Here is a 12,430-nt window from a genome sequence, read left to right on the forward strand (position 1 = left end):
GGCCAGCTAGCCTGTGTGGGCTTGCTGACCTGGCCTTTGTGGAGCTGCCGGGAATCGAACCCGGGTCCTCTGCTGCATTGCCAGGGCTTCTCCGTGTGCAGTCCGCTATGCCTCTACTTGGATCTCCCGATCTCGCGAACAAGTCAGGATGACGATCCCAGCCACTGTTTGGTGTTCCTCATCATCCCGCGGCCGGATGAATCGGTGAGCCCTCTAGCTGATGCCAGTACCCGGACCGAGGGCAAGCCCGGACTGACAGACACGCAGTCGCTACTTAGGCAGCGAGTGCGTAGTCGCGCTGATTGGAATCGGCGCTTATAAGGTTGCGATGACGCTTACGGTGGTCTCTCGCCTGCACCGACACGCTTCCCCTGACTCAACATACAAAGTCGAAACCGTTCAGCCCCGTATGTTCCCGAACACTGTGTCCGGGCTGTTCAGTGTAACGCCTCGCATGGCCACTTTCATCCCATTAACTGCCGGCACGGCGATCCGTCGCTCGCGATGCGGCATCGGCGTCCACACGCTGCACCACCGTGCGCAGCATTCGGCGCGCCACGACCAACCGTGCCGGCAGAGAGGCGTACCAGACCGCGCGACCGGCCAGACCACGGGGGAAGAACACCAACCGCTGCTCGATCGTCGGCTGCTTCGCCGTGCCGCCGACCGTCAGGTCGAGCCAGGCCTCGCCGGGCAGTCGGGTGGAGGACTTGAGCCGAGTGGTGTGTTCGGTGCCCGACGCGGATGCGTCGGGTCCGGTGACGTCGCGGTGCCAGCCGGTGAGAACGTCGGCGTCGGCCAATCGTTCGAGTGCGGGCCGGATCGCGGTCGACTTCGCTGCGCTTCGGGCGACGCGGGTGTCGGTGTAGACGACCTCGCCTGCCCACGCCGGATCCGAGGGCAGCGGGTCCGACGGTGCCGCGGTGCCGGTGGCGTCGGTCCACCGCGTCTCCACCTCACCGTCGTCGATCTTGCGCAGTGCCAATCTCACGGAGTCGCGGTAGCCGGTCAGGCCGCCGTCCGGACGGGGTACGACGGCGTCGATGTCCATCTCGTGGCCGACGGCGTCGTATTGCAGCGATTCGATGAGCGGCATCGCCAGCCCGCGCGGAATGGGAGTCACCAGCCCGATCCAGTGGCCTGCCAGACGCGGCGTCAACACCGGGAGCACGATGATTCGACGCTGCCGCAGACCCGCGACGTCGGCGTAGATGTTCATCATCTCGCCGTACTGCATGACGTCGGGACCACCGATGTCGAACGTTCTGGATTCGGTGATCGGCGCACTCGCGGCCCCGATCAGGTAGTGCAACACGTCGCGCACAGCGATGGGTTGGATGCGGTTGTGTACCCACCGCGGTGTGGTCATCACCGGAAGCCGGTTGGTCAGGTGCCGGATCATCTCGAACGACGCCGAGCCGGATCCGATCACGACCCCCGCCTGCAGCACCACGGTGGGAACGCCCGACTCGATCAGAATGCGACCCACCTCGGCACGAGACTTCAAGTGTGGCGAGAGCTCACCGGTCGGCGGATGCAACCCGCCGAGGTAGACGATGCGACCGACGCCGCACTCGGCAGCAACGGCCGCGACGTTCTCGGCGCTGTCGCGTTCGGTGTCGGCGAAATCCGAGTGCCCTGCGGTGCCCATCGAGTGCACCAGGTAGTACATGATGTCGACTCCGCTGAGCGCTTCCTTCAACGATTCCCGATCGCTCAGATCGCCCTGAACGATCTCGACATTCGCCGCCCACGGCACGTTGTCGAGCTTGCTGGGGGTGCGAGCAAGCACTCGGACCCGGTACCCCTCGTCGAGCAGACGCGGTGCCAGACGCCCGCCCAGGTATCCCGTGGCACCGGTGACCAGAACGCGGGGAGGGCGTCCGTCGTCCTGAACCACGGGGATGTCGGACGGCGAATCGGAAGCTGTCATAAACGAGGTCATTACCCCCGAGCGGTCCAGTTCAACCTGCGAGGGCGATCATCGCGATCGCGCCGAGCGCCAACGCCATACCGATCTTCTGCAGAGTGCCGACTCTTTCGCCGAGCATCACCATGGCCAGCAATACCGTCGCGGCCGGATACAGCGAGGCGATGACGCTCACCAACGAGAGAAGACCGTCCTGATAGGCGTAGATCAAGGCGGCGTTGGCGACCACGTCGAGCACGCTGACGAACGCCGCAAGCTTGAGCACGCTGCCATGCGGGGGCGAGAAGTGCCCGGATGCCAGAGCTACTACCCAGACCACTGCGGTTGCCGACGCACGCGACGCCGCAAGCGGCCACAGTCCACTGCCGTCGCCGATCTGGTGCAGAAAAATGAACGCGAAAGCGAACGTCACGCCCGAACCGACCGTCAACCAGGCCACGGTTCGGGTGAACTTCATCTCCCGACCGCCTGCCACTTCACCGGTCACCTCGTCCGGGGATTCCTTGCTGACCAGCACCACGGCCACCAGGGCGACGGCGATACCGACGAACGCGATGATGCCGGGACGCTCGCCCATCGACAGCCCGACCAGCACCGGGATACCGGCGACCAGTACTGCGGTGACAGGCGAGACCACAGCCATCGGCCCGGCGGCGAGGGCAAGGTAGAACCACCACACCGCAACGCCGCCTGCGACACCCGAGGCCAGTCCCCACAGCATCGCCTGCAGCTCGATGGTGCCACCGACGAATGGAGCTACGAACAGAACGATCACCAGCGACAGCGGGTAGGACACGATGACCACCCGGAGGGCGGCAACCCGGCGGGATGCGACACCGCCGACGAAATCGCTCACCCCGTAGCCGACGGCAGCTACCAGAGCGAGCAGAACAGCGGTCAGCGCATTCCCTTCACACGACGCCCCAGCTCACGAGTGACCTCGCGTTCGGCGGTGCGCTTGGCCAACGACTGTCGCTTGTCGTAATCCTGCTTGCCCTTGGCCAGCGCAAGTTCGACCTTGACCTTGCCGTCGGAGAAATACATCGACAACGGCACCAGCGTCAGGTTTCCCTCTTTGACCTTGCTTGCAAGACGATCGATCTCGCGACGGTGGAGGAGCAGTTTGCGGTTCCGCCGCGGCGCATGGTTGGTCCAGCTACCGAGCGTGTATTCGGCGATGTGCAGTCCGCGTAGCCAGATCTCACCGTCGTCGACGGTCGCGAAGGCGTCGACCAGCGAGGCCTTGCCGTCACGCAGACTCTTGACCTCGGTTCCGACGAGGGCAACTCCGGCCTCGAGGACGTCGAGTATGGAGTAGTTGTGCCGCGCCTTGCGATTGGTCGCGATGGCCTTGCGGCCCTTCTCTCTCACTGCAGGGCCCTTTCTCGAGCGTTCGCCGGATGGATCGGTTCCACGGGCAACCGCTCCAGCATAGAACCGAACGGCAAGCGAATTTATTCGCGCACGTACAGACGCAACGTGATGTACGCCGTCACCGCCGCCATGCCGACTCCCACCAGCGCGAGGAACGGCGAGACGAGGAGAACGTCACTATTCGATATCCGGGCCAGAATATTCGCCTGATACACATCCGAGAGCACGTCGTCGATGAACATGTTCTTCGCGGTGAACAGGCCCGCAATGGCCAGCGCAGATCCGATCAAGGCCGCCACCACCGCCTCGAGCAGGAACGGCAGCTGGGTGTACCAGCGAGTGGCACCGACCAATCGCATGATGCCGACCTCGGTTCGTCTGGTGAACGCGGCGATCTGAACCATGTTGGCGATCAACAGGATTGCGGCGATCGCCTGCACCGTCGCGATGGCGAAAGCAGCGTTGCGCACGCCGTTGAGCACACTGAACAGGCGCTCGACCAGATCGCGCTGATTGAGCACGCTCTGCACTCCCGGTCGATTCTCGAAGTTGTCGTTGATGACCCCGAACCGTTCGGGGTCACTCAGACGCACCTTGAACGACGCGGGAAAGCTGTCGGCACTGACCAGTTCGGCCAGTTCGGGCTGATCCTTGAACACACGCTCGGTTGCGTCCTTCACCGCGTCCTCACGGTTGAGGTACTGCACCGACACCACCGACGGGGTGTTCTCGAGATCCGAGCGCAACGTCGCGCAGGTTTCCTGCGCACAGTCGGCATCGCTCGCCGAGATGTCGTCGGTGAGGAAGATCTGCACCTCCACCCGATCGAGGAAGATCTGCTGAGTCTTTCCCGCCATCTGCACCACGAGCAGTCCGCCGCCGAACAGGCCGAGGGAGATAGCGGTCGTCAAGATCATGGCGATCGTCATGGTGATGTTGCGGCGAAGTCCGGTGAAGACCTCGCTGAAGATAAAACTTGCGCGCATCGCGGAATCCGAGCCCTTCGATTCGTTCGGTCGTGAAGTCCGATAGGTCCTGGTCGGGTGTCGTCAGCGACCGACGCCGTAGACCCCGCGGGCCTCGTCACGAACGACTCGTCCGTTGTCGAGTTCGACGACGCGTCGGCGCATCGAGTCGACGATGTGGTTGTCGTGGGTGGCCATGAGCACCGTCGTTCCGGTGCGGTTGATGCGCTCGAGCAGCAGCATGATGTCCTGGCTGGTATCCGGATCGAGGTTGCCGGTCGGCTCGTCCGCGAGCAGTACGAGCGGACGATTGACGAACGCCCGAGCGATGGCCACGCGCTGTTGTTCACCACCGGACAGCTCGTTGGGCAGACGATCCGACTTGCCGCCGAGTCCCACGAGGTCCAGAACTTCGGGAACGGTGCGCTTGATCATCGAGCGTGGCTTGCCGATCACCTCGAGCGCGAACGCCACGTTCTCCACGACGGTCTTCTGCTGCAACAGGCGGAAGTCCTGGAACACGCAGCCCATGCTCTGCCGCAGCCGAGGCACGCGTCGGGCCGCCAACCGGTTGACGTGAAAATCGGCGACGTGGATGTCCCCGGAGGTGGGCGTCTCCTCCTTGAGGAGCAGCCGCATGAACGTCGACTTACCCGAACCCGACGGACCGATCAGGAACACGAACTCACCCTTGTCGATGGAGACCGTCACCTTGTCCAGGGCAGGCCTGGTGGAGGTCTTGTAGGACTTGGAGACATTCGAGGTGCTGATCACGGGTCGCCAGTGTAGTCCTTACTCGCCGGTAACCGCCGGAACCGCTGGGGCGTCGCGGCGAGTCCCGAGAGACGGTAAAGGCCGCCTCAGCGCGCGGATGTCGGCGCAGGTTGGGTGGGTATCAGCGACTGAATCGCCGGGGGAATCGGCACGCCGAACGGCGCGGTCGTCGTCGACGGCACAGTCGTCGTGGTCGCAGGCTGGCCGGATTCGTCGACGCTTCCCGACCCATCCGGATCGGCGGTGGCCGTCGGAGTGGGCGAGACCGTGGTTGTCGAGAATCGCGGCTCGGAGGTCTGCGGTTGGATGTAAGGGGTGGTTGCATCCGGGTCTACGGCGACCGGGCCTTGCACTGGTTCGGCGTCTCGTTCTGCGATGTCGGCACTGACCTGCCCGTACAGCAGGCCTGTGAGCACGAAGCAGATCCCGAACGCGACGGTGGACGTGCGCACCCGGCCGTAGATCTTGTTCGGAATGCGCCACTGCCGCCAATTTCGCTGCGAGCGTTCGGTTCCGGTGTCGGGTGTACTCACTGGTCTTCCGTCCGATCTCGTCCTGACGATTCGGGTGCGACTCCGGCCGTACTCACGTCGGGGGCAACGTTGATGCCCTCGGGCTGCAGCGCAGCGGCCACTCTCACTCGAAGCTCTCGCCCCACCTGGAATTGCTTGCCCGGCAGTGTCCGTGCGACCAACCGCACGTTGACCTGCCCCACCTCGATGCTCTCCACGCCCATCACGGTCGGTTCGTCGAGCAGGAGCGGACGCAACCGCGTATCGGCGAATGCGTCCCGGCCGACTGCACGGAGCAGCGCGTTGACCTGGGTGAGATCGGCGGTGCTGGGGACAGGAACATCGACGACGGCGCGCGCCCAATCCTTCGACAGGTTGATCGCCTTGACGATCTGCCCGTTGGGGACCGTGATGACCTCGCCGTCGACGCTACGAACCCGGGTCACTCGGAGCGTGACGTCCTCGACGGTGCCCTCGGCGTCTTCGGCGGAGCCGTTGACGGCGATCTGTACGACGTCACCGAAGCCGTACTGACGTTCGGTGATGATGAAGAAGCCGGCCAGGATGTCTTGAACCACGCGCTGAGCACCGAAGCCGAGGGCGGCTCCGATGACCGTCGCGGGTGCGACAAGACCGCCGACGCCGAAGCCGAAGCGGCGCAGTACCTCGATGGTGACGAGGATGTAGATGAGAGTGACCAGCACCCAGGTGATGACCTGAGCCAGCGCATGACGGTGTTTCGCGGCCTCGGATCGCACGAGCGCGTCGCTGTGCTGGTAGTTCTGGTCGATGCGGGCAGTGATCCGAGATCCGGTCCAGGTGACGAAGCGCGCGGCCAGCAGTCCGCCGAGGATGTACAGCACGATTCCGAGGCCGTTGAGCTTGACCTCGTCCGTCACGTTGAGCCAGGCCGTCATCGGATCGTTGGAGTGGAGCCTGCGCAATGACCGGTCATCTACTGCTCCCCTCGCATGCGCCAGCGGATTCCGGATTCGAGGAATCCGTCGATGTCCCCGTCGAGAACAGTAGACGGATTGTTCACCTCGTACTCGGTACGCAAATCTTTGACCATCTGGTACGGGTGCAGTACGTAGGAGCGCATCTGATTGCCCCAGGAGCTGCCGCCGTCACCCTTGAGCGCGTCCATCTCGGCGCGCTCTTCCTTGCGCTTGACCTCGAGCAGCTTGGCCTGCAGCACTCGCATGGCCGACACCTTGTTCTGCAGCTGCGACTTCTCGTTCTGACAGGTCACCACGATGCCGGTCGGGATGTGTGTCAATCGAACGGCGGAGTCGGTGGTGTTGACCGACTGCCCGCCCGGGCCGGACGAGCGGTAGACGTCCACGCGAATGTCGTTCTCAGGGATCTCGATGTGGTCGGTGGTCTCGACGACCGGAAGAACTTCCACCTCGGCGAAGGAGGTCTGGCGTCGACCCTGGTTGTCGAAGGGACTGATGCGCACGAGCCGATGCGTGCCCTGCTCCACCGACAACGTGCCGTACGTGTACGGGGCCTTCACAGCGAACGTGGCGCTCTTGATACCCGCTTCTTCGGCGTAGGACGTGTCGTAGACCTCGACGCCGTAGCCGTGCTTCTCGGCCCAGCGGATGTACATGCGCATGAGCATCTCCGCCCAGTCGGCGGCGTCGATTCCACCTGCGCCGGACCGGATGTTGACCAGTGCGTCGCGCGCGTCGTATTCGCCGGACAGCAGGGTCCGTACTTCCATGGCTGCGATGTCCTCTCGGAGCGAGGCACGTTCGGCGTCGGCGTCGGCGGTGGCCGATGCGGCCGCCTCGCCCTCCTCGCCCTCGGCGAGCTCGTACAGAACCGGCATGTCCTCGAGGCGCTGACGGAGCTCTTCGACGCGGCGAAGCTCGGCCTGCGCATGCGAGAGCTGACTGGTCACCTGTTGAGCGTGTTCCTGGTCGTTCCACAGGTCCGGCGAGGCCGCCTGATGTTCGAGTTCGTCGATGCGTCGCCGCAGTTCCTCGACGTCGAGAACCGACTCGACGGTGGAGAGAGTGGTGTCGAGCTCGGCGAGGTCTGCAGAAACGTCGGGATGCACGAGAGTCAAGGTTACCGGCACACGAACCCGAGCCCGACCGCCCCCGATTCCGCCGGCCCGCACGAGCCGGACGGAGACCGTCGTAAAGGGTTCGAACCGCGGTGATTTCAACTCTCGCCGGGCCACCGGTCGACTGCTAGCTTTCGGCTCATCGGCATATTCGCATGTCGACATGCCTGTCACCGCCCGGTGCCGGCCACACCCGCAGTCCACAGGAGCGTCGTATGACCGTCACCGACCAGTACCTCGAGAACAACAAGGCCTACGCCGCGACGTTCGACGGTCCCCTACCGCTCCCGCCGTCGAAGCACGTCGCCGTGGTGGCGTGCATGGACGCCCGACTCGACGTCTACCGCATTCTCGGTCTCGCCGACGGAGAAGCCCACGTCATCCGAAATGCCGGTGGCGTGATCACCGACGACGAGATCCGTTCGCTGGCCATCAGTCAGCGTCTGCTCGGCACCAAGGAGATCATCCTGATCCATCACACCGACTGCGGCATGCTCACCTTCACCGACGACGAGTTCAAGAAAGATCTGCAGGACGAGACCGGCATCGAACCGAACTGGGCCGCGGAGTCGTTCTCCGACTTGGACCGCGATGTTCGCCAATCGCTGGCACGCATCGAGCAGAGCCCGTTCGTCACGAAGCACGAATCCATCCGAGGCTTCGTCTTCGATGTGGCAACCGGGAAGCTGAACGAAGTCACCGGATAGGCCCGACCACACAGATCGCCGTATGCGAGACGCCGTATGCGCGGCGATAGTCTTCTCCCGTGACCGACTACGCCGCTGATCTCTCTCTCGCCCTCCGACTCGCCGACGAGGCCGACGCCATCACCCGTCGACGTTTTCTGGCCATGGATCTGTCGGTCGATTCCAAGCCCGATCTCACGCCCGTCAGTGACGCGGATCTGGCGGTGGAGACGATGATTCGCGCCGAACTCGGCTCGGAGCGTCCGGCAGACGCGTTGCTGGGCGAGGAGTACGGCGGCACGGCCACCTTCAGCGGCCGCCAGTGGGTCGTCGATCCCATCGACGGCACCAAGAATTTCGTCCGTGGCGTTCCGGTGTGGGCGACCTTGATCGCTCTGCTCGACGACGGCATACCTCGCGTCGGAGTGGTGAGCGCGCCTGCTCTGAACCGGCGGTGGTGGGCGGCACTCGATCTGGGAGCCTGGACGGCATCGGACGGGGGCACTCCGCGCCGGATCGAGGTCTCGAAGGTCGATTCGGTGGCCTCGTCGAGTCTGAGTTTCTCCAGCCTCAGCGGGTGGACCGAACTGGGCATCAGGGATCGGTTCCTCGATCTGACCGACGCCGTGTGGCGGGTGCGCGGTTACGGCGACTTCTTCTCGTACTGCCTCGTCGCGGAGGGGGCAGTCGACATCGCCGCCGAACCCGAGGTCTCGCTGTGGGACCTGGCCGCCCTCGACGTTCTCGTACGCGAGGCCGGGGGCGATTTCACCGCGCTCGACGCCAGCGCAGGACCACACGGGGGCAGCGCCGTGGCCACCAACGGCCTACTGCAACACCAGGTCCTCGCACTCCTGTCCCCCAGCGCGAAAAATCTCGCCTAGAGAACTACAGCCAGAATCAGCGCGATCAGCGGCGTGATGCCCTGCACGAATGCGGGCCGGAAGTACTTTGCGCCGCCGGTGGCCAGAACGAGCGCTGCGCCGACGATGCTCGCGCACGCGAAGTAGACGATGGCGTCTCCCGCGGATCCGCCCACGACGAGGCCCACCACGATGCCGACGGCCAGAAACAGGTTGTAGAAGCCCTGGTTGAAGGCCATCGATTTGGTGATGTCGGCGTCGTTCTGGCTGGCCACGCCGAACCTTGCCCATACGGCCGGCTTGGACCAGAGCACGCTTTCCATGACGAAGATGGCGACGTGGAGGGCCGCGGCGAGGGCGGCGAAGACCTGGGCGATCGGATGCACGCGAACAGCCTGTCACACCGATACGACGGGTGATACGAAAGGTCGTTCGAGTGTCGAGCGCCACCGGTACTTACTCGACAGTAGACAGCTAACTTACTCGGGAGTAAGATCTGTGAAGTCCGTGCCCGACGCCGAGGAACTGGTGATCATGAGCAAGCAAGACAGTGTGGTCGACGCGAAGGCCCCGAAGGTGCCCCGCGATACTTCTGCGGTTGGCCTCAACCCGTTCAAGAGAGATGCGATCGGAACCGCCATGCGCGTTCTGACCGCCATCACCGGATCGGAACTGGCGGAGAAGTACAACCTCCGCCAGACCATCGACCGGGTGACGTACGAGAGCACCAAGACCGGGTTCAAGACCCTCGGCGCTGCCAATCGCACGTTCGCCAAGGTCACCGGTGGCGGCAAGCCCAAGCGTCTCGACGACGGTGCCGCCAAGAACCTCAGCTACTTCGACCTGACGCCCGACGACGAACAGCGCATGATCGTCGAGACGGTCAAGGAGTTCGCCGAGGAGATCCTCCGCCCGGCCGCCTTCGACGCAGACCACAGCGCCTCGTCGCCCGAGGATCTGGTTCGTCGTTCCGCCGAGCTCGGCATCACGCTCATCAACGTTCCCGAGGAACTCGACGGTGCCGCCAGCGAGCGTGGCGCGGTCACCAATTCTCTCGTCGCCGAGGCACTCGCCCACGGTGACATGGGCTTGGCACTGCCCATCCTCGCGCCCAGCGGTGTCGCCGTCGCGCTCACCCAATGGGGCACCGACGCGCAGCAGAAGACCTACCTCCCGGCATTCGTCGGCGAGAAGGTGCCGAACGCAGCAGTGGTCGTCAACGAGCCCCGCGCACTGTTCGATCCGTACGCGTTGCAGACCAAGGCCGTTCGCTCCCCCAGCGGCTACAAGCTCAACGGAGTCAAGAGTCTCGTACCCGCTGCCGGCAGCTCCGAGCTGTTCGTCATCGCCGCAGAACTCGAAGGCCGTCCAGCATTCTTCATCGTCGAGTCCGACTCCAAGGGCCTTGTCGTCGAAGCCGACCCGAGCATGGGCCTGCGCGCAGCAGGCCTGGGTCGCCTGATCCTGACCGACGTCGCAGTTCCAGAGTCGGCACTGCTCGGTGACGGTGACGCAGATCAGCGGGCCGCCGAGTACAGCGCCGCCATCGGACTGGCGCGCCTCGGCTGGGCATCACTGGCCGTCGGCACCAGCCAGGCCGTACTCGACTACGTCGTTCCGTACGTCAACGACCGTGTTGCCTTCGGTGAGCCGATCAGCAACCGTCAGGCCGTGGCCTTCATGGTCGCCAACATCGCCATCGAGCTCGATGGCATGCGGTTGGTCACGCTGCGCGGTGCGTCTCGCGCCGAGCAGGGACTGTCGTTCACTCGTGAGTCCGCGCTGGCTCGTCGACTCGCATCCGAGAAGGGCATGCAGATCGGTTCCGACGGCGTGCAGCTGCTCGGCGGTCACGGTTTCACCAAGGAGCACCCGGTCGAGCGTTGGTACCGCGATCTGCGGTCCGTCGGCGTCGCCGAGGGCATCGTTCTCATCTAGCTCGCCGCCCCGAATTCCATGGCACTCACCCAAGGACATACACGATGATCAATCTTGAACTTCCCAAGAAGCTTCGGGCGCAGGCGAATCAGGCTCACCAGGTCGCTGCCGAGATCTTCCGCCCGATCTCCCGCAAGTACGACCTCGCCGAGCACGAGTACCCGGTGGAGCTCGACACCATGGCGTCGATGGTCGAAGGCATGTCCGACGCCGGTGGCGAAATCGGCGGAGCCGCCGGTGGCCGCGAGAAGGACAGCGAGTCGGCCAAGCCCAGCAAGACCGCGAATGCCAACGGCGGCAACATGTCCGCTCTGGTGAACGTGATCGAGACCTGCTGGGGCGACGTCGGCCTCACGCTGTCGATCCCCTACCAGGGACTCGGCAACTCGGCCATCGCGGCGGTGTCCACCGACGAGCAGCTCGAGCGCTTCGGCAAGGTATGGGCGTCGATGGCCATCACCGAGCCCAGCTTCGGATCTGACTCCGCGGCCGTCACCACCACCGCTGTCCTCGACGGCGACGAGTGGGTGCTCAACGGCGAGAAGATCTACGTCACCGCCGGTGAGCGTTCCACCCACATCGTGGTGTGGGCAACGGTCGACAAGTCGCTCGGCCGCGCGGCCATCAAGTCGTTCGTCGTCCCGCGTGACGCTCCGGGCCTGTCGGTTGCCCGCCTCGAGCACAAGCTGGGCATCAAGGCCTCCGACACCGCAGCCCTGCTGCTCGAGGATTGCCGCATCCCGAAGGACAACCTGCTCGGCACCGCCGAAGTGAACGTCGAAAAGGGCTTCGCCGGCGTCATGCAGACCTTCGACAACACCCGGCCTCTGGTGGCAGGTATGGCAATCGGCGTCGCACGCGCGGCACTCGAAGAGCTGCGGTCCATCCTGGTGGACGCCGGAGTCGACATCTCGTACGAGACGCCCGCCTACAACCAGCACGCGGCAGCCGCAGAGTTCCTGCGCCTCGAAGCGGACTGGGAGGCAGCACATCTGCTCGCACTGCGTGCAGCGTGGATGGCCGACAACAAGGAGCCCAACTCCTTGCAGGCCTCGATGTCCAAGGCGAAGGCCGGTCGCTCGGCCGTCGACATCACGCTCAAGGCAGTGGAACTGGCCGGCACGTACGGCTACTCGGAGCGCCCACTGCTCGAGAAGTGGAGCCGCGACTCCAAGATCCTCGACATCTTCGAGGGAACCCAGCAGATTCAGCAGCTGATCGTTGCTCGTCGAGTGCTCGGAAAGACCTCGGCAGAACTGAAGTGACTCCTGGCTCGTCGTCGAGCCGAGAATCAACCACACAACGGCACCG

General features: G+C 64.5%; 13 protein-coding genes and 1 other RNA gene. 4 read left to right on the forward strand and 10 right to left on the reverse strand.

Translation table 11 applies throughout. The features are described 5' to 3' along the window. Positions 1-36 precede the first annotated feature (36 nt). The 9 genes from ssrA to prfB all read right to left on the reverse strand — a co-directional run bounded on the left by ssrA (position 37) and on the right by prfB (position 7,623). Positions 37-407, reverse strand: a transfer-messenger RNA (tmRNA) gene (gene ssrA, locus ABZ677_RS20250). A gap of 65 nt (positions 408-472) precedes the next feature. Beyond that, positions 473-1,933, reverse strand: coding sequence for an SDR family NAD(P)-dependent oxidoreductase (locus tag ABZ677_RS20255; RefSeq protein WP_052047534.1), 1,461 nt, complete (start codon positions 1,931-1,933; stop codon positions 473-475). A 31-nt stretch (positions 1,934-1,964) separates the two neighbouring features. Next, a complete protein-coding gene (locus ABZ677_RS20260) occupies positions 1,965-2,819 on the reverse strand; it encodes a DMT family transporter (RefSeq protein WP_094742125.1) in 855 nt (284 codons plus the stop codon). An 8-nt stretch (positions 2,820-2,827) separates the two neighbouring features. Continuing rightward, positions 2,828-3,301, reverse strand: a complete 474-nt coding sequence (smpB, locus tag ABZ677_RS20265) for an SsrA-binding protein SmpB (protein WP_032397704.1) — start codon at positions 3,299-3,301, stop codon at positions 2,828-2,830. Positions 3,302-3,384: 83 nt separating this feature from the next. Continuing rightward, entirely contained in the window at positions 3,385-4,290 is a 906-nt protein-coding gene (ftsX, locus tag ABZ677_RS20270; protein ID WP_045195704.1) for a permease-like cell division protein FtsX, read from the reverse strand. 63 nt (positions 4,291-4,353) lie between these two features. Next, positions 4,354-5,043 carry a cell division ATP-binding protein FtsE gene (gene ftsE, locus ABZ677_RS20275; protein WP_027496574.1) on the reverse strand — a complete coding sequence of 230 codons (690 nt, stop codon included), beginning with the start codon at positions 5,041-5,043 and terminating at the stop codon, positions 4,354-4,356. Between the two features lie 86 nt (positions 5,044-5,129). Next, positions 5,130-5,576, reverse strand: a complete 447-nt coding sequence (locus ABZ677_RS20280) for a hypothetical protein (RefSeq protein WP_094742126.1) — start codon at positions 5,574-5,576, stop codon at positions 5,130-5,132. Further along, complete coding sequence (locus tag ABZ677_RS20285) at positions 5,573-6,472, reverse strand: mechanosensitive ion channel family protein (RefSeq protein ID WP_094634158.1); 900 nt, start codon at positions 6,470-6,472, stop codon at positions 5,573-5,575. The genes ABZ677_RS20280 and ABZ677_RS20285 overlap by 4 nt, the downstream gene beginning before the upstream one ends. 38 nt (positions 6,473-6,510) lie before the next feature. Then, entirely contained in the window at positions 6,511-7,623 is a 1,113-nt protein-coding gene (gene prfB, locus ABZ677_RS20290; protein WP_027496571.1) for a peptide chain release factor 2, read from the reverse strand. Between the two features lie 224 nt (positions 7,624-7,847). Between prfB and ABZ677_RS20295 the strand changes: the two genes are divergently transcribed. Beyond that, a complete protein-coding gene (locus ABZ677_RS20295; RefSeq protein WP_094742234.1) occupies positions 7,848-8,339 on the forward strand; it encodes a carbonic anhydrase in 492 nt (163 codons plus the stop codon). A 59-nt stretch (positions 8,340-8,398) separates the two neighbouring features. Then, positions 8,399-9,202 carry an inositol monophosphatase family protein gene (locus ABZ677_RS20300; RefSeq protein WP_358372620.1) on the forward strand — a complete coding sequence of 268 codons (804 nt, stop codon included), beginning with the start codon at positions 8,399-8,401 and terminating at the stop codon, positions 9,200-9,202. On the opposite strand, the gene ABZ677_RS20305 is transcribed toward ABZ677_RS20300, so the two are convergent. Next, positions 9,199-9,567 (reverse strand): DUF1304 domain-containing protein, encoded by a 369-nt coding sequence (locus ABZ677_RS20305; protein ID WP_358372623.1) that lies wholly within the window; start codon positions 9,565-9,567, stop codon positions 9,199-9,201. The two genes, ABZ677_RS20300 and ABZ677_RS20305, sit on opposite strands and share 4 nt — an antisense overlap. A gap of 142 nt (positions 9,568-9,709) precedes the next feature. Between ABZ677_RS20305 and ABZ677_RS20310 the strand changes: the two genes are divergently transcribed. Then, on the forward strand, positions 9,710-11,119 hold the full coding sequence (locus tag ABZ677_RS20310) for an acyl-CoA dehydrogenase family protein (protein ID WP_037190220.1): 1,410 nt from the start codon (positions 9,710-9,712) through the stop codon (positions 11,117-11,119). A 44-nt stretch (positions 11,120-11,163) separates the two neighbouring features. Then, positions 11,164-12,384, forward strand: a complete 1,221-nt coding sequence (locus ABZ677_RS20315) for an acyl-CoA dehydrogenase family protein (RefSeq protein WP_037189836.1) — start codon at positions 11,164-11,166, stop codon at positions 12,382-12,384. Positions 12,385-12,430: the final 46 nt, after the last annotated feature.

It is taken from the genome of Rhodococcus sp. NPDC006774 (assembly GCF_040636045.1).
In the GTDB taxonomy this organism is placed as follows: domain Bacteria; phylum Actinomycetota; class Actinomycetes; order Mycobacteriales; family Mycobacteriaceae; genus Rhodococcoides.

What these genes read in the sequence shown, in the direction of transcription:
- ABZ677_RS20255 (WP_052047534.1), bottom strand. Translation starts at nt 1,933, where the DNA reads ATGACAGCTTCCGATTCGCCGTCCGACATCCCCGTGGTTCAGGACGAC.
- ftsX (WP_045195704.1), bottom strand. Translation starts at nt 4,290, where the DNA reads ATGCGCGCAAGTTTTATCTTCAGCGAGGTCTTCACCGGACTTCGCCGC.
- ABZ677_RS20285 (WP_094634158.1), bottom strand. Translation starts at nt 6,472, where the DNA reads ATGACGGCCTGGCTCAACGTGACGGACGAGGTCAAGCTCAACGGCCTC.
- ABZ677_RS20295 (WP_094742234.1), top strand. Translation starts at nt 7,848, where the DNA reads ATGACCGTCACCGACCAGTACCTCGAGAACAACAAGGCCTACGCCGCG.
- ABZ677_RS20315 (WP_037189836.1), top strand. Translation starts at nt 11,164, where the DNA reads ATGATCAATCTTGAACTTCCCAAGAAGCTTCGGGCGCAGGCGAATCAG.